This window comes from Actinomycetospora lemnae (assembly GCF_028737315.1).
Taxonomy (GTDB): Bacteria; Actinomycetota; Actinomycetes; order Mycobacteriales; family Pseudonocardiaceae; genus Actinomycetospora; species Actinomycetospora lemnae.
Genome location: NZ_JAQZAO010000017.1, coordinates 1 through 19,777, shown reverse-complemented (window position 1 = coordinate 19,777; position 19,777 = coordinate 1). Strand labels below are relative to the sequence as shown.

Here is a 19,777-nt window from a genome sequence, read left to right as displayed (position 1 = left end):
TGGCGGGCAACGTAGTTTCTCCTCAAGACCCTCGGCTCGACCCGGTCCTCCCCTCCGACGCAGGAAGGCAGAGCGCCATGTGCGGCATCATCGGTCTCCACCTCCGCGACCCCGCGCTGCACCCGATGCTGGGGCGCCTGCTCGACGACATGCTCTGCGGGGTCTCGGAGCGCGGGCCCGACTCGGTGGGCATCGCCGTCTACGGCGACGAGGAGCGCAACCCGCCGGGTCACGCGGCCGTGTCGGTGCTGCGCGCGCCGGGCGACCTCGCCACGACCGTCGCCGGGCTGCTCCCGGGCACGCCCGCGGTCACGACGCAGGCGGCGGGGGACACGACGGTGCTGACCGCTCCGGTCGCGGTCGACGCGCTGATCGCGGCGGTGGCCGCGGCCGCCCCCGGCGCGCTGGTCGTCGGCAGCGGCACCGACCTCGTCGTCTACAAGGGGGCCGGCCACCCGCAGGACCTCGCCCGCACCTACGGGCTGCGCGACGTCACCGGCTGGCAGGGCCTCGCCCACACCCGCATGGCGACGGAGTCGGCGATCAACCCGGAGGGCTGCCACCCGTACTCGGTGGGCGCCGACCAGTGCCTGGTGCACAACGGCTCGTTCTCCAACCACGCCACGATCCGTCGCGAGCTGGCGCGCCAGGGCGTCGTGTTCGACTCGGAGAACGACTCCGAGGTCGGAGCCCGGTTCGTCGCGGCGTGCCTGGCCGAGGGCGACGACCTCGAGAAGGCGCTGCTGCGCCTGGGGGAGACGTTCGACGGCTTCTACACGCTGCTCGTCACCACCGCGGACGGCTTCGCCGTGGTCCGCGACGAGATCGCCTGCAAGCCCGCGGTGATCGCCGAGCACCCGCGCTGGGTGGCGATGGCCTCGGAGTTCCGGGCGCTGGCCGACCTGCCCGGCATCGACGAGGCCCGGATCTTCGAGCCCGACCCCGGCAAGGTGTACACGTGGCAGCGCTGAGCCGCTCCGAGGCCGACGCGCGCGAGAGCGCCGTGCACACCGTGCACACCGTCACGATCGACCTCGCCTCCGCGACGGTGCGGCAGCTCAACGCCGAGCTCCACGCGCCCACCGCGACGTCCTACGAGGTGCTCCACCCGCAGGGCGCGCACTCCATCGGCGCCGGCATCCACGACGAGATCGACGTCCACGTCCGCGGGCACGCCGGCTACTTCTGCGCCGGCATGAACCAGCTGGCGCACGTCGTGGTCGACGGGTCGGCGGGCAACGGCGTCGCCGAGAACATGATGTCCGGCACGGTGCGGGTACGCGGGGACGCGTCGCAGTCGGCCGGGGCCACGGGGCGCGGCGGGCTGCTGGTCATCGAGGGGTCGGCGTCGATGCGCTGCGGGATCTCGATGAAGGGCATCGACATCGTCGTCGGCGGCTCGGTCGGCCCGATGAGCGCGTTCATGGCCCAGGCCGGGCGCCTGGTCGTGTGCGGCGACGCCGGGGACGGGCTGGGCGACTCGATCTACGAGGCACGGCTCTACGTGCGCGGGTCGGTCGGGGCGCTGGGCGCGGACTGCGTCGAGAAGGAGATGCGCGAGGAGCACCGCGCGGAGCTGGCCGAGCTGCTGAGAGCCGCGGGGTTCGACCACGACCCGGGCGAGTTCCGCCGCTACGGCTCGGCGCGGGGTCTGTACCACTTCACCAGCGAGCACTCGGGGACGTACTAGATGAAGGATCCCTCGGAGCGGGGCCTGCGCGAGTCGGCGACGTTCGACCGCGCGTCCATCGCCGCGATCCAGCACGCCGCGCGCACCGGCGTCTACGACATCCGCGGGTGGGGCGCCAAGCGGGCGGTGCCGCACTTCGACGACCTGCTGTTCCTGGGCGCGTCGATGTCGCGCTACCCGCTGGAGGGCTACCGCGAGCGCTGCGACACCGACGTCGTGCTCGGCGACCGGCACGCGACGCGGCCGCTGCACCTCGACATCCCCGTGACCATCGCCGGCATGAGCTTCGGTGCGCTCTCGGCGCAGGCCAAGGAGGCGCTCGGGCGGGGTGCCTCCGAGGTGGGCACGTCGACGACCACCGGCGACGGCGGCATGACCGACGAGGAGCGGGGCGAGTCGAAGACGCTGGTCTACCAGCTGCTGCCCAGCCGCTACGGCATGAACCCGGACCACCTGCGGGCCGCCGACGCCATCGAGGTGGTGCTCGGGCAGGGCGCCAAGCCGGGCGGGGGCGGGATGCTGCTCGGCCAGAAGATCTCCGATCGGGTCGCCGAGATGCGCACCCTGCCGGCGGGCATCGACCAGCGCTCCGCGTGCCGGCACCCCGACTGGACCGGCCCCGACGACCTGACCATCAAGATCGGTGAGCTGCGCGAGATCACCGACTGGGAGAAGCCGATCTACGTCAAGGTCGGCGCGACCCGCACGTACTACGACGTCAAGCTCGCCGTCGCCGCCGGCGCGGACGTCGTGGTGGTCGACGGGATGCAGGGCGGCACGGCCGCCACCCAGGAGGTGTTCATCGAGCACGTCGGCATCCCGATCCTCGCGGCCATCCCGCAGGCCGTGCAGGCGCTGCGCGAGCTCGGGATGCACCGCAAGGTCCAGCTCATCGTCTCCGGCGGCATCCGCACCGGCGCCGACGTCGCCAAGGCCATGGCGCTCGGTGCCGACGCGGTGGCGATCGGGACCGCGGCGCTCATCGCGCTGGGCGACAACGACCCGCAGTACGCCGAGGAGTACGAGGCCATCGGGTCGGCCGCGGGCTACTACGACGACTTCCAGGACGGCCGCGACCCCGCCGGGATCACCACCCAGGACCCCGAGCTCGCCGGCCGCCTCGACCCCGTCGAGGGCGGGCGCCGTGTCGCGAACTACCTGCGGGTGCTGACCATGGAGGCCCAGACCCTGGCCCGGGCCTGCGGCAAGGCCCACGTCCAGCACCTCGAGCCCGAGGACCTCGTCGCGCTGACCATCGAGGCGGCCGCGATGGCCCGGGTGCCGCTGGCGGGCACGTCCTGGATCCCCGGGATCGGGAGCTGACGGCGGCGTGCACCGGCCCGATACGTTGATCTGATGGGGCGACCGGAGGGTCCGGCCGCGCGTGAGGTCGACGCCCCGGCCGACCACCACGGCCGGCTGGAACGGGCCATCGCCGCGCGCGTCCGCGAGCTGCGCCGCCTCGACGGGCGCACCGTCGCCGAGCTCGCGGCCCGCGCCGGCATGGCGAAGGCGACGCTCTCGAAGATCGAGAACGCGCAGATTTCGTGCAGCCTCACGAGCATCGCCCGCCTCGCGGAGGCGCTCGAGGTCCCCGTCTCGTCGTTCTTCCGCGACGCCGACGGTCCCGGCGACGCGGTGCACACGCCGGCGGGGGCCGGGGCGCGGATCGTGGCGCGCGGGACGCGCGTCGGGCACGACTACACGCTGCTCGGCGGGCTGCGGGGCCCGCACCAGCGCATGGAGGCGCACCTCGTGCACCTCACCGAGTCCAGCGAGGTGTTCCCGCTGTTCCAGCACCCGGGCACCGAGCTGCTGTACATGCTGGAGGGCTCGATGGTCTACGGGCACGGCTCGGCGAGCTACACGCTCCACCCGGGCGACGCGCTGCAGCTCGACGGGGAGGGCGCGCACGGGCCCCGCGAGCTGCTGACGCTGCCGATCCGTTTCCTGTCGGTGGTGGCGCACTCGCACCCCGAGGGCAGCTCCCACGACACGGCGCACGCGGCGGGGCACGCCTGATGTCACGGGTGGTGAGCGCGCGCCGGGAGGTCGCCGCGCCGGCGGCGACGATCTTCGAGTTGATCGCCGACCCGGCGCGCCAGCCGCTGTGGGACGGCAACGACAACCTCGCCGAGGCGGTCGAGGGCCAGCGCGTGCGGGCCGTCGGCGACGTCTTCACCGTGCGGCTGACGATGGGGGAGGAGCGGGAGAACCACGTCGTCGAGTTCGACGAGGGCCGCCGGCTCGCCTGGCGTCCCGCCGAGCCGGGCGCCGAGCCGCCGGGACACGTGTGGCGCTGGGAGCTCGAGCCCCTCGCCGAGGGGCGGACGGCGGTGACGCACACCTACGACTGGACCCACCTCACCGACGAGGGGCGCTTCGTGCGCGCCCGCGCGACGACCACCGAGCGCCTCGCGGCCTCCCTGGACCGGCTCGCCGCGCTGGCCGAGGGCTGCTGAGGCGCGTCAGCCCGGGCGACGCCGCCGGAACCACGCCACGAGCGGGCCCCAGGCCCCGGTCGACCAGAGCGCCCACGCCACGAGGACCGGCTGGTAGAGCAGCCGCACGCCCCGCTCCCGGTCGGTGCCGAGCCCGAAGGCGGGGCGCTGCTCGACGAACTGCGCGATGTTGCCCGGGAAGATCACGACGAAGAACGCGGCGACGACGAGGCCGACGACGACGCGCCGGCGGGCGAGCACGAGGAGCGCCAGCCCCAGGACGATCTCCACCACCCCGGAGACGAGCACGACGAGGTCGGCGTCGGCGGGGAACCACGACGGCACCTGCGCCCGGAACGCGACGCGGGCGACCGTGAGGTGCGCCGTCCCGGCACCGATGAGCGCGAGGCCGAGCACGACGCGCGCGACGGTGCGCAGGACCGCACCGACGCGGGAGGAGGTGCTCACGGCGACCGGAGCACGTCGAGGAGCGCCGCCGTCACCACGCGGAGCTCCTCGTCGTCCCACCGCTCGCGCAGCCGCGCGTCGACGTCGGCGACGATCCGCATCCCGGCCTCCCGCAGGCGTGCGCCCTCCTCGGTGACGTGCAGCTCGGCGGTGCGCCCCCGCCCGGGGTCGGTGCCGCGGGCCACGGCCCCGCGCTGCTCCAGGGCGGTCAGCGTGGCCTGCATGCTCTGCGGGGTGACCCCGGCGCGCCGCGCGAGCTCGCTGTAGGACAGCCCCGGCTCCCGGGCGAGGTGGCCGAGGGCCGAGACGTGCCGCAGCGCGATCCCCTCCGCCCGCAGGCCCTCCTCGACCTGCTCGCGGAGGCGGCGACCCAGGGCCATCAGCAGGAACGCGGGGCTGGTCGGCGGCTCCCCGGACGTCACGGCGAGCACCCTACTGGCCGGGGTTGCAGTCGGACTGTAACCTGTTTCAGGCAGACTGGAACAGAGCGATCGCGAGGTGCCCGTGGACGTCCGGATCGTGCTCGTCGACGGCTTCGACCCCCTCGACCTGCTCGTCAGCGCGGCGGGGGCCGGCGCGTGAGCGCGGTCCTGCTCGCCGTCCACGTCCTGGTGGCGATCGTGGCGATCGGCCCCGTCTGCGTGGCGGCCAGCATGTTCCCGCCCGAGGCGCGCCGGGCCCTCGGCGACGATCCCGGGGCGGCGGCGCGGTTGCCCGTGCTCGCCCGCATCTGCCGGACGTACGCCCTCGTCGGCATCGCCGTCCCGGTGTTCGGGCTCGCGACGGCGTCGTCGATGGGGGTGCTCACCGAGCCGTGGGTCCTGGTGTCGATCGTGCTCACCGTCGCCGCAGCGGGGGTGCTCGCGGGGATGGTCCTGCCCCGCCAGCGGGTGCTGCTGGAGGGCGCCGGCCCGCGCGACGCCCTCGCCGCGTCGACCGGTCGGCTCGCCGCCGCCACCGGCGTGTTCAACCTCCTGTGGGCGGTGGTGACGGTGCTGATGATCGTGCGGCCCGGGTCGAGCACGGGGGTGTGAGCGTGCCGCTGCGGATCGCCGCCACCGTCGAGCTCGTCAGCCTCGTGGTCCTCATCGCGAACCGCGTGACGGTGCACCTCGACGGCGTCGCCGCGCTCGTCGGCCCCGTCCACGGCACCGCGTACCTCGCCGCCATCGCGCTGACGGTGGCCCGTGCCGGGTGGCGGTCACGCGCCGCCGGGCTGAGCCTCGTCCCCGGCGTCGGGGGCTGGGTGGCGGCCGTCCTCCTCGGGGAGCGCCCGTATCGCCTGTCCGGGTGAGTCGTTATCTCCCCGTGACCAAGAGAGCGCGCTCCGCATCCCCGGGCCCGGGTCGTCACGTCGTCGCCGCCCTGGGGATCTTCCTGCTCGCGCTGCTGGTCGTCACCGGGATGGAGCTGGCCATCGGCCACCCGCTGTCCGGCGGCCTGCCCGGCGAGACGTCGATGAGCGCGCTGTTCGTGACCCTCGAGGAGTGACGCGGGCTCACGCCACGGGCGAGAACACCGCCCACACGCGTCCCGGCTCCTCGACCGGACTCACGTCCAGCTCGTAGCCGTACCGCCGCGCGATCACCGCGGCCTCGCCGCTGTTGACGCTGCGGATCGTCAGCCCGACCTTCTGGTCGCGCAGGATCCGCGCGGCCAGCTGCTGGTCCAGCCGGCCCATCTCGAACCCGGCCGCCCACAGCTCGGTGTCGACCGAGCCCTCCTGTGTGCCCTCGCGCATCCCGCGACCTCCTCCGATTCCGGCGCGCCCCAAGTGTTGACCCTGCGGAACGTGCCTGTCTACAGTCATCGCCGTCAGATATATCAGTTGGCTACGATGAGGATCGCGGATGACGATCACAGTCGACCCCGCGGCCCGGGCGCTCGACCGCACGCTCGCCGAGGCCGACCCCGAGGTGCACGCCCAGGTGCAGCACGAGGTCCGCCGGCAGGACCGGACGCTCGAGATGATCGCGAGCGAGAACGTCGCTCCGCTCGCGGTCCGCCAGGCGCAGGGCTCCGTCCTGACCAACAAGTACGCCGAGGGCTACCCCGGCCGGCGCTACTACGGCGGCTGCGAGCACGTCGACGTGATCGAGCAGCTCGCCATCGACCGGATCTGCGCGCTGTTCGGCGCCGCGTACGCCAACGTGCAGCCGCACTCCGGCGCGCAGGCCAACGCGGCGGTGATGGCGGCCCTGCTCGAGCCGGGCGACACGATCCTCGGGCTCGCGCTCGCCCACGGCGGCCACCTCACCCACGGCATGCACCTGAACTTCTCGGGGCGCCTCTACGACGTCGCGGCCTACCACGTGCGCGCCGAGGACCAGCGCGTCGACATGGACGAGGTCCGCCGGCTCGCCCAGGAGCGCCGCCCGAGGCTCATCGTCGCCGGCTGGTCGGCCTACCCGCGCCAGCTGGACTTCGCCGCGTTCCGCGCGATCGCCGACGAGGTCGGCGCCTACCTCATGGTCGACATGGCGCACTTCGCCGGCCTCGTGGCCGCGGGGCTGCACCCCTCGCCGGTGCCGCACGCGCACGTCGTCACCTCGACGACGCACAAGACCCTCGGCGGACCGCGCGGCGGGATCATCCTGTCCGGCGACCGCGACCTCGCGAAGAAGCTGAACTCGAGCGTCTTCCCCGGCCAGCAGGGTGGCCCGCTCGAGCACGTCGTCGCGGCCAAGGCCGTCGCGTTCAAGCTCGCGGCCGAGCCCGAGTTCGCCGAGCGCCAGGAGCGCACGCTGGTCGGTGCCCGCCTGCTCGCCGAGCGGCTGCTCGCCGAGCCCGGGCTCGGGGTCGTCTCCGGCGGCACCGACGTCCACCTCGTCCTGGTCGACCTGCGCGATGCCGAGCTCGACGGCAAGCAGGCCGAGGAGCGCCTGCGTCGCGTCGGGATCACGGTCAACCGCAACGCCGTCCCGTTCGACCCCCGCCCGCCGATGGTCAGCTCCGGGGTGCGCATCGGCACCGCCGCGCTCGCCGCCCGCGGGTTCGACGCCGACGACTTCCGCGAGGCCGCCGACGTCGTCGCCCGCGCCCTGCGCCCGCAGGTCGGCGACGCCGAGATCGACGCGCTCGCCGAGCGGGTCGCCGCCCTCGCCGCCCGCCACCCCCTCGAGACGGAGACGCCGGCATGACCGCAGGCACCACCGCACCGAAGCCCCCGGGCGCCGACCTGCCCGAGCACCCCGACCACCTGTGGCGCGACGCCGAGCCGCGCCGGGCCTACGACGTGGTCGTCGTCGGCGGTGGGGGCCACGGCCTCGCCACCGCGCACTACCTGGCGAAGAACCACGGCATCACGAACGTCGCGGTGCTCGAGAAGGGCTGGCTCGCGGGCGGCAACATGGCCCGCAACACCACCCTGATCCGCTCGAACTACCTGTGGGACGAGTCCGCGGGCATCTACGAGCACGCGCTCAAGCTCTGGGAGGGGCTCGAGGAGGACCTCGACTACCCGATCCTGTTCAGCCAGCGCGGCGTGCTCAACCTCGCGCACACCGAGCAGGACGTCCGCGACTCGGTGCGCCGCGTCGAGGCCAACAAGCTCAACGGGATCGACGCCGAGTGGCTCGGGCCCGACGAGGTGGCGAAGGTCTGCCCGATCGTCAACGTCTCGTCGGACATCCGCTACCCGGTGCAGGGCGCGACGTTCCAGCCGCGGGCGGGCATCGCCAAGCACGACTACGTGGCCTGGGGCTTCGCCCGCCGCGCGAGCGAGGCCAGCATCGACATCATCCAGGACTGCGAGGTCACCGGCTTCGTCACCGACGCCGACCGCGTCACCGGGGTGCGCACCACGCGCGGCACCATCGCCGCCGGCACGGTCGCCCTCTGCGCCGCCGGGCACACGTCGACGCTGCTGGACATGCTCGGCGTGCGCGCGCCGCTGCAGTCGCACCCGCTGCAGGCCCTGGTCTCCGAGCTCCTCGAGCCCGTGCACCCGACGATCGTCATGTCGAACGCGGTGCACGTGTACGTCTCGCAGGCCCACAAGGGCGAGCTCGTCATGGGCGCCGGCGTGGACAGCTACAACGGCTACGGCCAGCGCGGCGCGTTCCACGTCATCGAGCGCCAGATGGCCGCGGCCGTCGAGCTCTTCCCGGTCTTCGCCCGCGCGCACCTGCTGCGCAGCTGGGCCGGGATCGTCGACGTCACCCCGGACGCGAGCCCGATCGTCGGGCACACGCCGTACGAGAACGTCTTCCTCAACTGCGGCTGGGGCACCGGCGGCTTCAAGGCCACGCCGGGCCTGGGCTGGGCGTTCGCCGACACCGTCGCCCACGGCCGCCCCCACCCCCTCGTCGCGCCGTTCGGCCTCGACCGCTTCGTCACCGGCGCCCTCGTCGACGAGCACGGCGCCGCCGCCGTGGCCCACTGAGCCGGATCCCCGGGAGCTCTCGTGCAACTCATCGCCTGCCCCTGGTGCGGCCCCCGCGAGGAGATCGAGTTCTCCTACGGCGGCCAGGCCCACGTGGCCTACCCCGAGCACCCCGCCTCGCTGACCGACGAGCAGTGGGCGCACTTCGTCTTCTTCCGCGACAACCCCAAGGGCCCGTTCGCGGAGCGGTGGAGCCACAGCGCGGGCTGCCGCCGCTGGTTCACCGCCGTCCGCGACACCCGCACCCACCGCTTCGTCAGCCCGCCGGAGATGACCTCATGAGCCGCGTCGACGGATACGGCCGCATCGACCGCAGCCGCACGGTCACGGTGACCGTCGACGGCACCGCGTACACCGGGCACCCCGGCGACACCGTCGCGTCGGTGCTGCTCGCCCACGACGCGCGGCCGCAGAACACCAGCGTCAAGTACGGCCGGCCCCGCGGGATCGGCGCGGCGTGGACCGAGGACCCGGTCGGGCTGGTCCAGGTCGAGGAGCCGTTCCCGGAGCCGATGCTGCTGGCCGCGACGGTCGAGGCGACCGACGGGCTCGTCGTGCGCGGGGTGAACGGGCAGGGCCGCCTCGCCGAGGTCCCCGACACCGCCCGCTACGACCGCCGGCACACGCACTGCGACGTGCTCGTCGTCGGCGCCGGGCCCGCGGGGCTCGTGGCCGCCCGCACCGCCGCCCGCGCGGGGCGCAGCGTCGTGCTCGTCGACGACCGGCCCACCGCCGGCGGCACGCTCACCGGCACCGAGACGATCGACGGCCGGCCGTCGCTGGAGTTCGTCGCCGACACCGTCGCCGAGCTCGCGGCCCTCGGGGTCGTCCACCTCCAGCGCACCACCGCCTTCGGGCACTACGACGACGGCTTCGTCCTCGCCCTCGAGCGCCGCGGCGACTGTGTCATCGAGATGGGGCCACGCACCCGCCAGCGCGTGCACCGCATCCGCGCCGGGCGGGTGGTGGTCGCGGCGGGCGCCATCGAGCGCCCCGTCGTGGTCGAGGACAACGACCGGCCCGGCGTCATGCTGGCCGCGAGCGCGCGGGACCTCCTGCACCGCCACGGCGTGCTCGCCGGCCGCGAGGTCGTCGTGTTCACCAGCGACGACGCCGCCTACGCCGCCGCGACCGACCTCGCCGACGCCGGCGCGCGCGTCCGGGTGCTCGACGCCCGGGAGCGGGCGCCGCAGGCCGGGCGGCGGCGCTGCGAGGACCGCGGCATCCCGGTCGAGACCGGCACGCTCGTCCACGGCACCCGCGGCGAGGACCGCGTGACGGCCGCCCTCGTCGGTGCCCTCACGAGCTCTGAGCGCCGCGAGGTCCCCTGCGACCTGCTGCTGGTCAGCGGCGGCTGGAACCCCGCCGCGCACCTGGCCAGCCACGTCGGCGGCTCGCTCGCCTACGACCCGGTCATCGGCGCGTTCCGTCCCGGCGAGCTGCCGCCGGACGTCGCCGTGGTCGGCGCCGCCAACGGCACCTTCGCGCTGGCCGACATCCTGCGCGAGGCCGGCGGCCCCGACGCGCCCGTCGCCCCGCCCGAGGAGTGGCCGGAGCCGACGCTGGTGCTCTGGCGCACCCCCGGCGACCCGACGCGGCAGTTCGTCGACGTCGCGCGCGACGCCACCGTGGCCGACGTCGAGCGGGCGGTCGGGGCCGGGATGACCCACCCCGAGCACGTCAAGCGCTACACGACCATCGGCACCGCCCATGACCAGGGCAAGACGTCCGGGATCATCGCGCTCGGGATCCTCGCCGAGCTCACCGGGCGGCCGATCCAGGAGGTCGGCACCACGACCGCCCGGCCGCCCTACACGCCGGTGGCGTTCGCCGCCCTCGCCGGCCGGGAGCGTGGCGACCTGTTCGACCCGGTGCGCACCACGGCGCTGCACGCCTGGCACGTGGCCGCGGGCGCCGAGTTCGAGGACGTCGGTCAGTGGCAGCGCGCCCGGCACTACCCGCAGGCCGGCGAGGACATGACCGCCGCCGTGCTGCGCGAGTGCGCCGCGGTGCGCACCTCGGTCGGGATCATGGACGCCTCGACGCTCGGCAAGATCGACGTCCGCGGCCCCGACGCGCCGGTGCTGCTCGACCGGCTCTACACGAACCTGATGTCGAGCCTGAAGGTCGGCCGCGTCCGCTACGGCGTGATGTGCGGCAACGACGGCATGGTCTTCGACGACGGCACGGTGCTGCGCCTCGCCGAGGACCGCTACCTCGTCACGACCACCACGGGCAACGCCGCCGCCGTCCTCGACTGGATGGAGGAGTGGCTCCAGACCGAGTGGCCCGACCTGCGGGTGCGGCTGACCTCGGTCACCGAGCAGTGGTCGATCGCCGCCGTCGCGGGTCCCCGCTCGCGCGACGTCATCGGCACGGTGTTCGCGGACGTCGACGTCTCGAACGAGGCGTTCGGCTTCATGACCTGGCAGGACACCTCGCTCGACGGTGTCCCGGTGCGACTGGCCCGCATCTCGTTCTCCGGCGAGCTGGCGTTCGAGGTCACGGTCAGCTCCTGGTACGCGCCGGCGCTGTGGGAGCGGCTGGTCGAGGCCGGGGCGCCCCACGGCATCACGCCCTACGGCACCGAGACCATGCACGTCCTGCGCGCCGAGAAGGGCTACCCGATCATCGGCCAGGACACCGACGGCACCGTCTCGCCCCACGACCTCGGCATGGCCTGGGCGGTGTCGAAGAAGAAGGACGACTTCGTCGGGAAGCGCTCCTACGCCCGCCCGGAGAACCGCAACCCGCTGCGCAAGCAGCTCGTCTCCCTGCTGCCCACCGACGGCGCCACCAGGCTGCCCGAGGGCTCCCAGATCGTGGCGCACTGCGACGACGGCCGGCTGCCCCCGGCGCCCGTGCCGATGCTCGGGCACGTCACGTCCAGCTACCACAGCGCCGCGCTCGCCCGGCCCTTCGCGCTCGCCCTGGTCAAGGGCGGTCGGGAGCGGCTCGGCGAGGTCGTGCACGTGCCCGTCGGCGACGAGCTCGTGGCCGCCCGCATCGGCGAGTCCGTGCTCGTCGACCCCGAAGGAGCCCGCAGAGATGGCTGATCGGATGGCTGACCGCACCCTCACCCCGACCCACCCGCTGGCCGACCGGCGGGGGCTCCTCGCGACGGTCGCCGACGAGACCGCCGGCGCGGTCCGCCTCGAGCTCGAGGCACCCGTCGCCGCCGTGGACCTGCGTCTCGACCCGCGCGGCACCGGCCCGGCGGCCGTCGCCGCGGCGATCGGGGCGGCGCTGCCGTCCGCACCCGACACCTGGACCGCGCACCCCACCGGCGCCGCGCTGCGCCTCGGGCCCGACGAGTGGCTGCTGACCAGCACCGCCGCGAGCGCCGAGGACTGGGAGTTCCACGTCGACGAGGTCGCCGCCGCCCACGGCGGGATGGCGGTCGACGTCTCCGCGCAGCGCACGAGCCTGCGGGTGCGGGGCGCGGCCCGGGAGCTGCTCTCCTTCGGCTGCGCGCTCGACCTGCGCCCCGCGTCGTTCCCGGCGGGGCGCTGCGCCCAGACCCTCCTCGGCCAGTCCGGGGTCCTGCTCGTCGCGCACGACGTCGACGACCTGCAGATCCTCGTCCGCCCCTCCTTCGCCGCGTACGTCGCCGACCTCCTGGTCGACGCCGCCGGCGAGCTCGTCCCCCAGCCCGTCCCGTAGCCCCGTCTCGTCCGAGAAGTCCTGGAGACGCCATGAGCACCACCCCCCGCGTCGTCGTCATCGGGGCCGGCATCGTCGGCGCCAACCTCGCCGACGAGCTCACCGCCCGCGGCTGGACCGACGTCACGGTCCTCGACCAGGGGCCGCTGCCGCTGGCCGGCGGCTCGACCTCGCACGCCCCCGGCCTGGTGTTCCAGACCAACGCGTCGAAGACGATGACCGAGTTCGCCTCCTACACGGTGGAGAAGTTCCTGGGTCTCGACGTCGAGGGCGCCTGGTGCTTCAACCAGGTCGGCGGGCTCGAGGTGGCGACGACCCCGGAGCGGCTCGCCGACCTGCACCGCAAGCAGGGCTGGGCCACCGCCCGCGGCGTCCCGGCCGAGGTCGTCGACGTCGAGGCGTGCACCCGGCTCCACCCGCTGATCGACCCGTCGCGGATCCTCGGCGGCCTGCACACGCCCACCGACGGGCTCGCGAAGGCCGCCCGCGCCGTCACCGCGCTGATGCGGCGGGCGCAGGCGCGGGGCGCGGTCTTCCGCGGCTCGACCCGGGTGACGGGCGTCGCCCAGCAGGGCGGGCGGGTCACCGGCGTCGAGACCGACCAGGGCCTCGTCCCGGCGGACGTCGTCGTGTCGTGCGCCGGCTTCTGGGGCCAGGCGATCGGCGACATGGTCGGGATGCGCGTGCCGCTGCTGCCGCTCGCGCACCAGTACGTGTTCACCGGCCAGGTGCCCGACCTCGTCGGCCGCAACGACGAGGCGATCGAGGCACGGCTGCCGATCCTGCGCCACCAGGACCAGGACCTGTACTACCGCGAGCACAACGACCGCATCGGCATCGGCTCCTACGCCCACCGCCCGATGCCGGTGTCGCTCACCGAGCTGCCCGAGACCGACGACGTCACCGAGGCCCGGCAGCCCTCGATGCTGCCGTTCACCGAGGAGGACTTCGCGCCGCAGTGGGAGGAGAGCCGCCTGCTGCTGCCCTCGCTGCAGGACTCGAAGGTCGACTCCGGGTTCAACGGCGTCTTCTCCTTCACCCCCGACGGCGGGCCGCTCATCGGCGAGTCGCCGGACGTCGCGGGCTTCTGGATCGCCGAGGCCGTGTGGGTCACGCACTCCGCGGGCGTGGCGCGCAGCGTCGCCCAGCTGCTGGTCGACGGGCGCAGCGAGATCGACCTGCACGGCTGTTCGGTGCACCGCTTCGACGAGTTCCAGCTCGCCGACGACTACGTGCGCGAGACGTCGCAGCAGAACTTCGTCGAGATCTACGACGTCGTGCACCCGCTGCAGCCGCGCCTCTCGCCCCGCGAGGTGCGCACGAGCCCCTTCCACGGGCGGCAGACCGAGCTGGGCGCGGTGTTCCTCGAGTCGCACGGCTGGGAGCGCCCGCACTGGTACGAGGCGAACGCGCCGCTGGTCGCGGAGCTGCCGCCGGAGTGGGCGCCGCCGTCGCGCGATGCCTGGTCGGCGCGCTTCCACTCGCCGATCGCGGCGGTGGAGGCGTGGAAGACGCGCACCGCGGTGGCCATGTACGACATGACGCCGCTGACCCGGATCGAGGTCTCCGGGCGGGGGGCGCTCGCCCTCCTCGACCGGCTCACCACCGGGAAGATGGACAAGTCCGTCGGCGCCGTGACCTACACGCTCGCTCTCGACGAGGCCGGCGGCATCCGCAGCGACCTCACCGTCGCCCGCCTCGGCGAGGACCTCTTCCAGGTCGGCGCCAACGGCCCCCTCGACGTCCACCTCCTGACGCAGGAAGCGGCCGGCGAGCCCGACGTGACGGTCCGCGACATCACCGGCGGCACGTGCTGCATCGGCGTCTGGGGCCCGCTCGCCCGCGACCTGGTCCAGCCGTTGACGTCGGCGGACCTGTCGCACGAGGGCCTGAAGTACTTCCGCGCCACGCGCGCGGAGATCGGTGGCATCCCGGTGACGGCGATGCGGCTGTCGTACGTCGGCGAGCTCGGCTGGGAGATCTACACGTCGGCCGAGTACGGGCAGCGGCTCTGGGACGTGCTGTGGCGCGCCGGCGCTCCCCTGGGTGTCGTGGCCGCGGGCCGGGCGGCGTTCAACAGCCTGCGCCTGGAGAAGGGCTACCGCAGCTGGGGTGCCGACATGACGACCGAGCACAGCCCGTACGAGGCCGGCGTCGGCTTCGCCGTGCGGCCCTCGACGAAGGGCGACTTCGTCGGGCGCGAGGCCGTCACGGCCCCGGGAGCCCAGGACGTCACGCGGTCGCTGACCTGCCTGACCGTCGACGACGGGCGCAGCGTGGTCCTGGGCCACGAGCCGGTCCTCGTCGACGGAGAGCCCGCCGGCTACGTGACGTCGGCGGCGTTCGGTCACACCGTCGGTCGGCCCATCGCGTACGCCTGGCTGCCGGCGGCACTCGCGCCCGGGACCCCCGTAGACATCTCGTACTTCGGGCATCCCGTGCGGGCGACGGTCGCCAGCGAGCCGCTGGTCGACCCGGAGATGGCGCGGATCCGGCGCTGAAGACGTCGGCGGCCGGAGACGCGACGCCGGACGACCCCGTGGGAGGCGTTGTGCGCAGCCAGACGGTCGAACAGGTCCTCGAGTCCTTCGCGGCCCCCGGCGGCGGCCCGGGCGGGCGGGCCGGCGCCGCCCTCCACGCCGCGCTCGGGGCCGCGTTCGTCGCCCGGGCCGCGGCGTCGGTCGGCGGGCGCACGGGGGAGTCGGCGAACGAGCTGCGCGAGGTCGCGCTGGGGCTCGCCACCCAGAGCCCGGGCGCCGCTCCGGCGGACGGCGCCCGGGCGGCGGTGCGCGTCATCGAGGTCGCCGAGCGCGCCCTGACGCTCGCCGAGACCCTGCGCCCGATGGGCGACCGCGCGTCGGTCACCGACGTCGCCAACGCCGCGGAGGCGCTGCGCGCGGCGGTGGGCACGGCGCGTGTCGACGTCGAATCGCACCTGGTCGCGATCACCGACCCGGCCGACCGCGAGGAGCTGCTCCTCGCGATCGACCCCGTCGACGACGTCGTCCTGCGCGCCGCCAAGGTCACCGCCGTGGTCCGGGAGCAGATCCACCGCTGACCCCCGTGAGCGGACTGTGGCGCGACAGCTCCGGAGTCCGCTCACGTGCGTGCGTCAGATGACCGCCCGGATCGCCTTCTCGAAGCCCAGCACGTGCTGGCGGGCGCGGCGGGCGGCGACGTCGGCCTCGCCGTCGGCGATGGTGCGCAGCAGGCCGGCGTGCTCCTCGACGTGGGAGACGAAGTCGTGCATGCGGTCGAGGAACAGGCAGAAGATGCGCGTCGCGAGGTTGTCGTAGCGCACGAGCGTGTCCTCGAGGTGCGGGTTGCCCGCGGCGCTGTAGATCGCGCGGTGCACCCGCATGTCCCAGCGCATGAGCTCGTCGCGCGTCAGCGCGGGCACGTCGAGCGCCTCGGTGGCGTCCGCGAGGTCGCGCAGGTCCGCGCGCACCGCCTCGCCCGCGTTCTCGGCGGCACGGCGCGCGGCCAGGGGCTCGAGCTGCACGCGGATGTCGGAGATGTAGGCCAGGTCGGTGATGTCGACGGCGGTGGCGAACGTGCCGCGGCGCGCGTACGAGACGACCAGCCGGTCGACCTCGAGCCGCTTGAGCGCCTCGCGGACCGGCGTGCGGCCCACCCCCAGGGACTCCACCAGCGCGACCTCGTCGATCGGGGCCATGGGTGGGATGTCCAGCATGATCAGCTTGTCCTGGATCGCCTGGTAGGCGCGCTCGGACAGCGACAGCGGCGGGCTCGACTCCTGCTCGTCCGGGAGAACCGTCACGGGCGGAGCCTACAACAGATGGAGCAGCTCTTCTCCTATGCGTGCGATATTGATATACTAGTTCAACATCAATTGCTCTCCCAGCGCCCGGGGGTGACCGTGGCCATCTCGGTGTTCGACCTGTTCAAGGTGGGGATCGGCCCGTCCAGCTCACACACCGTGGGCCCGATGCGGGCGGCGTTCCTCTTCGTCTCGCGGCTGCACGACACCGACCGGCTCCACCGCGTCGCGCGTGTCCGTGCCGAGCTGTTCGGCTCGCTCGGGGCCACCGGGCACGGGCACGGCAGCGTCGGCGCCGTCGTCCTGGGCCTGTGCGGCGAGCAGCCCCACCTCGTCGACCCGGTGGAGGCGGAGCCGCTCGTCGCGGCGGCCCGTGCCGAGGGCCGCGTCGCGCTCGGCGGCAAGCACGTCATCGCGTTCTCGGTCGCCGACGACGTCGTGCTCCACCGGACGAAGCGCCTGCCGTTCCACAGCAACGGCATGGTCTTCACGGCGGTCGACGCCGACGGCCAGGAGCTCGCCCGCCGCGAGTACTACTCGGTGGGCGGCGGCTTCGTCCTCGACGAGGACGAGACCGGCGGGCCGGTGCTGCGCGAGGACGCGACGCCCGAGCGCCACCCCTTCACCAGCGGCGACGAGCTCGTCGCGATCGCGCGGTCGCACGGCCTGCGCATCAGCGACGTCGTGCTCGCCAACGAGGCGGCGTGGCGCCCGGAGCAGGAGACGCGGGCGGGCCTGCTGCACCTGTGGTCGGTGATGCGCGAGTGCGTCGAGCGCGGCTGCCGCACCGGGGGCGTGCTGCCCGGCGGCCTGCGGGTGCGCCGGCGCGCGCCCGACCTGCGCCGCCGCCTCGACGAGGAGGGCGCGGGGTGCACCGACATGGACCGGGTCACGCTCGACGCGCTGGCCGTGAACGAGGAGAACGCCGCGGGCGGGCGGGTGGTCACGGCGCCGACCAACGGCGCGGCCGGGATCGTGCCCGCGGTGCTGCACCACGCCGCCCGCTCGCTGCCCGGGTTCGACGACGACGCCGTCGTGCGCTTCCTGCTCACCGCCGGCGCGGTCGGCCTGCTGTTCAAGCGCAACGCGTCGATCTCGGGTGCCGAGGTCGGGTGCCAGGGCGAGGTCGGGTCGGCGTGCTCGATGGCCGCCGCCGGCTTCGCGGAGCTCCTCGGCGGCTCGCCCGAGCAGGTCGAGAACGCCGCCGAGATCGGGATCGAGCACAACCTCGGCCTGACCTGCGACCCCGTCGGCGGGCTCGTGCAGATTCCCTGCATCGAGCGCAACGCCGTGGCGTCGGTCAAGGCGATCACCGCAGCGCGCATGGCGGTGCGCGGGGACGGCGTCCACCACGTCTCGCTGGACAAGGCGATCCGGACGATGCGCGAGACGGGCGCCGACATGAAGGTCAAGTACAAGGAGACGGCCCGCGGCGGGCTGGCTCTCACCGTCGTGGAGTGCTGAGGAGCGCCGCGTGACCGACTCGTCCGACTCGTCCGACTCGTTCGTCCTGACCCTGAGCTGCCCGAACCGTGCGGGCATCGTCCGCGCCGTCAGCGGCCACCTCGCCGCGTACGGCGCCGACATCGTCGAGCACCAGCAGTTCGACGACCCCGTCAGCGGGCGCCTGTTCCTGCGCACGCGCGTGTCCGCGCCCGCGGGCACGGACCTCGACGCCGTCGCGGCCGCCTTCGCGCCGGTCGCCGAGGCGTTCGCCATGGAGCACGCGTTCCACCGGCTGACCGCGCCCCGGGTCCTCGTCATGGTGTCGACGTCGGGGCACTGCCTCAACGACCTGCTCTTCCGCTGGCGCTCGGGCAGCCTCGGCGCCGAGCTCGTCGGCGTGGTGAGCAACCACGAGACCCTGCGCCCCATGGCCGAGTCCGCGGGCCTGCCCTTCGTCCACGTGCCGGTGACGCCGGCGACGAAGCCGGACGCGGAGGCCGAGCTGCTGCGGATCGTCGACGAGCTCGACGTCGAGCTGGTGGTGCTCGCCCGCTACATGCAGGTGCTCTCGGACCGCACCTGCGCGGCGCTGCGGGGGCGCGCGATCAACATCCACCACTCGTTCCTGCCGGGTTTCGCGGGCGCCAAGCCCTACCACCAGGCCTACGACCGCGGGGTGAAGTTCGTCGGCGCCACCGCGCACTACGTCACCGCCGACCTCGACGAGGGCCCGATCATCGAGCAGGAGGTCGTGCGCATCGACCACTCCTACGACCCCCGGGCCCTGCAGACCGTGGGCCGCGACGCCGAGGCCCTCGCGCTCTCCCGCGCGGTGCGGTGGCACTGCGAGCGTCGGGTGCTGGTCGACGGCCACCGGACGGTGGTCTTCCGCTGAGGGCCTACTCCCCGCGGTGGCCGAGCTTCGCCGAGAGCTCCGCCGCGCCCTCGCGCAGGTCCGCGACGATGGCGCGGGCGCGGCGGCGCGGGAGGCGGTAGACCGGGCCGGTCGCCGAGAGCGCCGAGGCCACGGAGCCGTCGGCGGCGAACACCGGCACCGCGACCGCGTGCATACCGACCTCGAGCTCCTCGAACGAGCGGGCGTGGCCCTCGTCCAGCACGCGCGCGAGCTCGGTGCGCAGGGCGACGACCTCGGTGATGGTGTCGTCGGTGTAGCGCGCGAGGCGCCGGCGCAGCACCGCGCGCCGCTCGTCCTCGGGCGCCCAGGCCAGCAGGACCTTGCCCGCGGCCGTGGCGTGCAGGGGGCTGCGGCGCCCCACCCAGTTCTGGGAGGCGATCGTGGCGGTGCCGAATTCCTGCGCGACGGTGATGCCCGCCTCGCCGTCGGTGATCGCGAGGTTGACCGTCTCGCCCAGGACCTCGGCCAGGCGCTGGCAGACGGGCTGGCCGAGGCGGGCCATGTCGAGCCGGCCCGTCGTCGCGGCCGCCAGGCGCACGATGCCGAAGCTCAGCGCGTACTTGCCGCGGTCGGAGAGCTGCTCGAGCAGGTGGCGGTGCTGCAGGGCGGCGACGAGCCGCGAGGCGGTGGACTTGTGCACGTCGAGCCCCTCGGCGATCTCCGTGATCCCGACCTCGCCCCGCGCGGCCACCATCTCGAGGATGGTGACCGCGCGGTCGACGGACTGGACCGCGGAGGCGCCGGTGCCCGAGGTGCTCATGATCGAGGTGTGGACCGACCGCGGGGTCAGTCCACGGTGTCCTTCTCGATGGCGCGCGCGAGCTCGGTCAGCAGGCCGGGCAGGCGCGCGGCGCAGCGCGGGCAGACGCAGTCGCTGCCGTGCACGGCCAGCTCGTCGGCCACCGCGAAGGCGTCGCGGTAGCGCGTCTCGCCGACCTCGGTCCCGGACGGGTCGCGGTCCTCGGGGGTGATGGACATCGGTCTCTCC

At 74.2% G+C, this 19,777-nt stretch carries 23 protein-coding genes; 17 read left to right on the top strand and 6 right to left on the bottom strand.

The genetic code is table 11. The features are described 5' to 3' along the window. Positions 1–77 precede the first annotated feature (77 nt). Genes PGB27_RS26570 through PGB27_RS26550 form a run of 5 tightly spaced genes read left to right on the top strand, consistent with a single transcriptional unit; the run spans position 78 to position 4,152 of the window. Positions 78–971, top strand: a complete 894-nt coding sequence (locus PGB27_RS26570) for a class II glutamine amidotransferase domain-containing protein (protein ID WP_274203462.1) — start codon at positions 78–80, stop codon at positions 969–971. Continuing rightward, positions 959–1,690, top strand: coding sequence for a glutamate synthase (locus tag PGB27_RS26565; RefSeq protein WP_274203461.1), 732 nt, complete (start codon positions 959–961; stop codon positions 1,688–1,690). The genes PGB27_RS26570 and PGB27_RS26565 overlap by 13 nt, the downstream gene beginning before the upstream one ends. Then, positions 1,691–3,013: an FMN-binding glutamate synthase family protein gene (locus PGB27_RS26560; RefSeq protein WP_274203460.1), complete on the top strand. Its 1,323-nt coding sequence runs from the start codon at positions 1,691–1,693 to the stop codon at positions 3,011–3,013. Positions 3,014–3,046: 33 nt separating this feature from the next. Next, positions 3,047–3,712: a helix-turn-helix domain-containing protein gene (locus PGB27_RS26555; RefSeq protein ID WP_274203459.1), complete on the top strand. Its 666-nt coding sequence runs from the start codon at positions 3,047–3,049 to the stop codon at positions 3,710–3,712. Between the two features lie 11 nt (positions 3,713–3,723). Then, positions 3,724–4,152 carry an SRPBCC family protein gene (locus tag PGB27_RS26550; RefSeq protein WP_274203458.1) on the top strand — a complete coding sequence of 143 codons (429 nt, stop codon included), beginning with the start codon at positions 3,724–3,726 and terminating at the stop codon, positions 4,150–4,152. A gap of 6 nt (positions 4,153–4,158) precedes the next feature. Here PGB27_RS26550 and PGB27_RS26545 read toward each other — a convergent pair whose 3' ends face one another. After that, positions 4,159–4,599, bottom strand: coding sequence for a DoxX family protein (locus tag PGB27_RS26545; RefSeq protein ID WP_274203457.1), 441 nt, complete (start codon positions 4,597–4,599; stop codon positions 4,159–4,161). Then, complete coding sequence (locus tag PGB27_RS26540) at positions 4,596–5,021, bottom strand: MarR family winged helix-turn-helix transcriptional regulator (RefSeq protein WP_274203456.1); 426 nt, start codon at positions 5,019–5,021, stop codon at positions 4,596–4,598. The genes PGB27_RS26545 and PGB27_RS26540 overlap by 4 nt, the downstream gene beginning before the upstream one ends. A 156-nt stretch (positions 5,022–5,177) precedes the next feature. Between PGB27_RS26540 and PGB27_RS26535 the strand changes: the two genes are divergently transcribed. Genes PGB27_RS26535 through PGB27_RS26525 form a run of 3 tightly spaced genes read left to right on the top strand, consistent with a single transcriptional unit; the run spans position 5,178 to position 6,090 of the window. Then, positions 5,178–5,633: a hypothetical protein gene (locus tag PGB27_RS26535; protein WP_274203455.1), complete on the top strand. Its 456-nt coding sequence runs from the start codon at positions 5,178–5,180 to the stop codon at positions 5,631–5,633. Further along, a complete protein-coding gene (locus PGB27_RS26530) occupies positions 5,630–5,893 on the top strand; it encodes a DUF3817 domain-containing protein (RefSeq protein WP_274203454.1) in 264 nt (87 codons plus the stop codon). The genes PGB27_RS26535 and PGB27_RS26530 overlap by 4 nt, the downstream gene beginning before the upstream one ends. Before the next feature lie 14 nt (positions 5,894–5,907). Then, positions 5,908–6,090 (top strand): hypothetical protein, encoded by a 183-nt coding sequence (locus tag PGB27_RS26525; RefSeq protein ID WP_274203453.1) that lies wholly within the window; start codon positions 5,908–5,910, stop codon positions 6,088–6,090. Positions 6,091–6,097: 7 nt separating this feature from the next. Here PGB27_RS26525 and PGB27_RS26520 read toward each other — a convergent pair whose 3' ends face one another. Further along, entirely contained in the window at positions 6,098–6,340 is a 243-nt protein-coding gene (locus PGB27_RS26520) for a hypothetical protein (protein ID WP_274203452.1), read from the bottom strand. Between the two features lie 109 nt (positions 6,341–6,449). On the opposite strand from PGB27_RS26520, the gene glyA reads away from it, so the two are divergent. The 7 genes from glyA to PGB27_RS26485 are packed head-to-tail and all read left to right on the top strand — an operon-like array spanning position 6,450 to position 15,704. Next, positions 6,450–7,739, top strand: coding sequence for a serine hydroxymethyltransferase (glyA, locus tag PGB27_RS26515; protein WP_274203451.1), 1,290 nt, complete (start codon positions 6,450–6,452; stop codon positions 7,737–7,739). Then, positions 7,736–8,983 (top strand): sarcosine oxidase subunit beta family protein, encoded by a 1,248-nt coding sequence (locus PGB27_RS26510; protein ID WP_274203450.1) that lies wholly within the window; start codon positions 7,736–7,738, stop codon positions 8,981–8,983. The genes glyA and PGB27_RS26510 overlap by 4 nt, the downstream gene beginning before the upstream one ends. A gap of 21 nt (positions 8,984–9,004) precedes the next feature. After that, positions 9,005–9,265 carry a sarcosine oxidase subunit delta gene (locus PGB27_RS26505; RefSeq protein ID WP_274203449.1) on the top strand — a complete coding sequence of 87 codons (261 nt, stop codon included), beginning with the start codon at positions 9,005–9,007 and terminating at the stop codon, positions 9,263–9,265. Continuing rightward, complete coding sequence (locus tag PGB27_RS26500; protein WP_274203448.1) at positions 9,262–12,039, top strand: 2Fe-2S iron-sulfur cluster-binding protein; 2,778 nt, start codon at positions 9,262–9,264, stop codon at positions 12,037–12,039. The genes PGB27_RS26505 and PGB27_RS26500 overlap by 4 nt, the downstream gene beginning before the upstream one ends. 4 nt (positions 12,040–12,043) lie before the next feature. Beyond that, positions 12,044–12,646, top strand: coding sequence for a sarcosine oxidase subunit gamma (locus PGB27_RS26495; RefSeq protein WP_274203447.1), 603 nt, complete (start codon positions 12,044–12,046; stop codon positions 12,644–12,646). A gap of 32 nt (positions 12,647–12,678) precedes the next feature. Next, the gene (locus PGB27_RS26490) at positions 12,679–15,147 is read left to right on the top strand and encodes a GcvT family protein (RefSeq protein WP_274203446.1); all 2,469 of its coding nucleotides are present in this window, start codon (positions 12,679–12,681) and stop codon (positions 15,145–15,147) included. A 50-nt stretch (positions 15,148–15,197) separates the two neighbouring features. Beyond that, positions 15,198–15,704, top strand: a complete 507-nt coding sequence (locus PGB27_RS26485; protein ID WP_274203445.1) for a cyclodeaminase/cyclohydrolase family protein — start codon at positions 15,198–15,200, stop codon at positions 15,702–15,704. A gap of 54 nt (positions 15,705–15,758) precedes the next feature. Here PGB27_RS26485 and PGB27_RS26480 read toward each other — a convergent pair whose 3' ends face one another. Continuing rightward, positions 15,759–16,427, bottom strand: a complete 669-nt coding sequence (locus tag PGB27_RS26480; protein WP_274203444.1) for a GntR family transcriptional regulator — start codon at positions 16,425–16,427, stop codon at positions 15,759–15,761. A gap of 99 nt (positions 16,428–16,526) precedes the next feature. On the opposite strand from PGB27_RS26480, the gene PGB27_RS26475 reads away from it, so the two are divergent. Together PGB27_RS26475 and purU are read left to right on the top strand one after the other, a co-directional pair. Beyond that, positions 16,527–17,891 carry an L-serine ammonia-lyase gene (locus PGB27_RS26475; RefSeq protein WP_274203528.1) on the top strand — a complete coding sequence of 455 codons (1,365 nt, stop codon included), beginning with the start codon at positions 16,527–16,529 and terminating at the stop codon, positions 17,889–17,891. A 10-nt stretch (positions 17,892–17,901) separates the two neighbouring features. After that, entirely contained in the window at positions 17,902–18,768 is an 867-nt protein-coding gene (gene purU / locus PGB27_RS26470; RefSeq protein ID WP_274203443.1) for a formyltetrahydrofolate deformylase, read from the top strand. A 4-nt stretch (positions 18,769–18,772) separates the two neighbouring features. Here purU and PGB27_RS26465 read toward each other — a convergent pair whose 3' ends face one another. Next, entirely contained in the window at positions 18,773–19,549 is a 777-nt protein-coding gene (locus PGB27_RS26465; RefSeq protein ID WP_274203442.1) for an IclR family transcriptional regulator, read from the bottom strand. A gap of 26 nt (positions 19,550–19,575) precedes the next feature. Further along, a partial coding sequence (locus PGB27_RS26460; RefSeq protein ID WP_274203441.1) for a hypothetical protein occupies positions 19,576–19,777 on the bottom strand: 202 nt, incomplete at its 5' end.

What these genes read in the sequence shown, in the direction of transcription:
- PGB27_RS26570 (WP_274203462.1), top strand. Translation starts at nt 78, where the DNA reads ATGTGCGGCATCATCGGTCTCCACCTCCGCGACCCCGCGCTGCACCCG.
- PGB27_RS26560 (WP_274203460.1), top strand. Translation starts at nt 1,691, where the DNA reads ATGAAGGATCCCTCGGAGCGGGGCCTGCGCGAGTCGGCGACGTTCGAC.
- PGB27_RS26555 (WP_274203459.1), top strand. Translation starts at nt 3,047, where the DNA reads ATGGGGCGACCGGAGGGTCCGGCCGCGCGTGAGGTCGACGCCCCGGCC.
- PGB27_RS26520 (WP_274203452.1), bottom strand. Translation starts at nt 6,340, where the DNA reads ATGCGCGAGGGCACACAGGAGGGCTCGGTCGACACCGAGCTGTGGGCG.
- glyA (WP_274203451.1), top strand. Translation starts at nt 6,450, where the DNA reads ATGACGATCACAGTCGACCCCGCGGCCCGGGCGCTCGACCGCACGCTC.
- PGB27_RS26510 (WP_274203450.1), top strand. Translation starts at nt 7,736, where the DNA reads ATGACCGCAGGCACCACCGCACCGAAGCCCCCGGGCGCCGACCTGCCC.
- PGB27_RS26500 (WP_274203448.1), top strand. Translation starts at nt 9,262, where the DNA reads ATGAGCCGCGTCGACGGATACGGCCGCATCGACCGCAGCCGCACGGTC.
- PGB27_RS26495 (WP_274203447.1), top strand. Translation starts at nt 12,044, where the DNA reads ATGGCTGACCGCACCCTCACCCCGACCCACCCGCTGGCCGACCGGCGG.
- PGB27_RS26490 (WP_274203446.1), top strand. Translation starts at nt 12,679, where the DNA reads ATGAGCACCACCCCCCGCGTCGTCGTCATCGGGGCCGGCATCGTCGGC.
- PGB27_RS26465 (WP_274203442.1), bottom strand. Translation starts at nt 19,549, where the DNA reads ATGAGCACCTCGGGCACCGGCGCCTCCGCGGTCCAGTCCGTCGACCGC.